Origin of the sequence: Loigolactobacillus iwatensis, assembly GCF_003950295.1 — a bacterium.
In the GTDB taxonomy this organism is placed as follows: Bacteria; Bacillota; Bacilli; order Lactobacillales; family Lactobacillaceae; genus Loigolactobacillus; species Loigolactobacillus iwatensis.
The window spans coordinates 1-1,642 of the sequence record NZ_RHNP01000063.1 but is presented as its reverse complement, the minus strand read 5'-3'; the positions used below and the strand labels follow the sequence as shown (position 1 = coordinate 1,642).

The window sequence follows — 1,642 nt, the reverse complement described above, 5'->3', positions numbered from 1 at the left end:
ACTCGTAGCAGCCGCCGTACTTGTTGTTCCCGTATTAGCCGTACTCGTAGCAGCCGCCGTACTTGTTGTTCCCATATTGGCCCCACTCGTAGTAGCCATATTAGTATTAATCTTACTTGACTGGACTTCTCCATTAACAGATTTATCCTGTGGCCGTTTATCCTGTTGTGATGAAAATAAAGCCGATTTATCAGTAATTGCCGCATGTACATTTCCAATATTTAATGAACAAATTCCTCCTAATAAACTAACGCTAATAAGTAACGCGGATACCCAAATTTTACCCTTCTTATACATTTTGTAATGTTCAATTGTTGTTCGATTAAAATACCCCATCTAATTTAATATCTCCCTATAAATAAAAACTATTTAACTGTTCCTGCAAATGAAGGCATAAAGTATGAGCTAATTGTCTGTACTTGAACATCTTCACCACTTTGTGGAGCAGCTACAAATTGATGATTACCAATATAAATAGCAACATGATACGTTTGCCCATGATTTCCCCAAAATAATAGGTCCCCTGGTTGTGCCTGAGCAACTGATTTTTGATTTACCGCACTTTCTAAAGAAACAGTGTAGTGAGGTAACGTCTTACCAATAGCATGCTGAAAAACATAGGCAACTAAACCCGAACAATCCATACCTGAAAGCGATGCGCCACCCCAAACATATGGTATATGTTGCTGAGTCAATTGTTTGGCTAAATTGACAACTTTTAGAGCATTATTATTTCCAAGGTATTTACCTGTACTATCAAACTTATAAGCAACACCACTAATAACCTGTACTCCTGTCACTTTTAAATAAGTTGTAGGACTAAAATAGTATGTGCTTCCGGCCCAATTTTGCCAGCCAGTCTTAATTTTCCCGTCTGAACCAAACATATACCAGTCGCCCCAATTAGATTTATCATAACTATTAGTATGCATCTGATAATTAGAATGATCGAAATAATAATAAGTACCATTAATTTTTTGAACATCCGTTAATAATGCTCCATCCGCACCAGCATAATAGGTCTTACCTGATTTGGTCTTAAAAAAGGTATTCTTTCTTAAATTAAACGTACCATCTTCACCGAAATAATACTCTTTTCCATTAATTTTCTGTAAACCTGAAACGGCTTGCCCATTACTGCCAAAATAGTAAGTATTACCCCATTCATTGCGAAAAACATTATCTGATCGAAGATGAGATGTGGGATCAAAATAGTAATAATAGCCTGACCATTTTTGAATTTGTGATTGTTTAACTCCGTTCTTAAATAGATACCAATTTTTACCATCATTTAAGTAGCCACTAGCCTTTTTTCCTGACTGGTAAAAAATACCATTACTATCATAGCCGTTTTGTACTGCAGCTTGAACATTATAAGTAGCTCCTACAGTACCACCTTTAATTTCCGGACCTACGGCTAAACCCATACCGACGATCACCGTCGCCAAACCTATAAATAATGTTTGCTTATAAAACATTTTCACAACTAACTCCTCCTCAAACAAATAGTTAATACAATTATGTTATAGTTCTCACAATTGAATTTATTACTATTTTATTCTAATAATACGCGTGGTGCTAGTTCGTCATAAAATCAAAAAAGCCTAAATTGTATACCAATATCGTCAATTCAATCTTTAAT

General features: G+C 35.4%; 2 protein-coding genes. Both read right to left on the bottom strand.

From position 1 onward, the window contains the following. On the bottom strand, positions 1-336 hold a 336-nt coding region (locus EKM98_RS11640; protein ID WP_167553816.1), incomplete at its 3' end, for a KxYKxGKxW signal peptide domain-containing protein. Between the two features lie 29 nt (positions 337-365). Further along, the gene (locus EKM98_RS11635; RefSeq protein WP_125982720.1) at positions 366-1,484 is read right to left on the bottom strand and encodes an NlpC/P60 family protein; all 1,119 of its coding nucleotides are present in this window, start codon (positions 1,482-1,484) and stop codon (positions 366-368) included. Positions 1,485-1,642 lie beyond the last annotated feature (158 nt).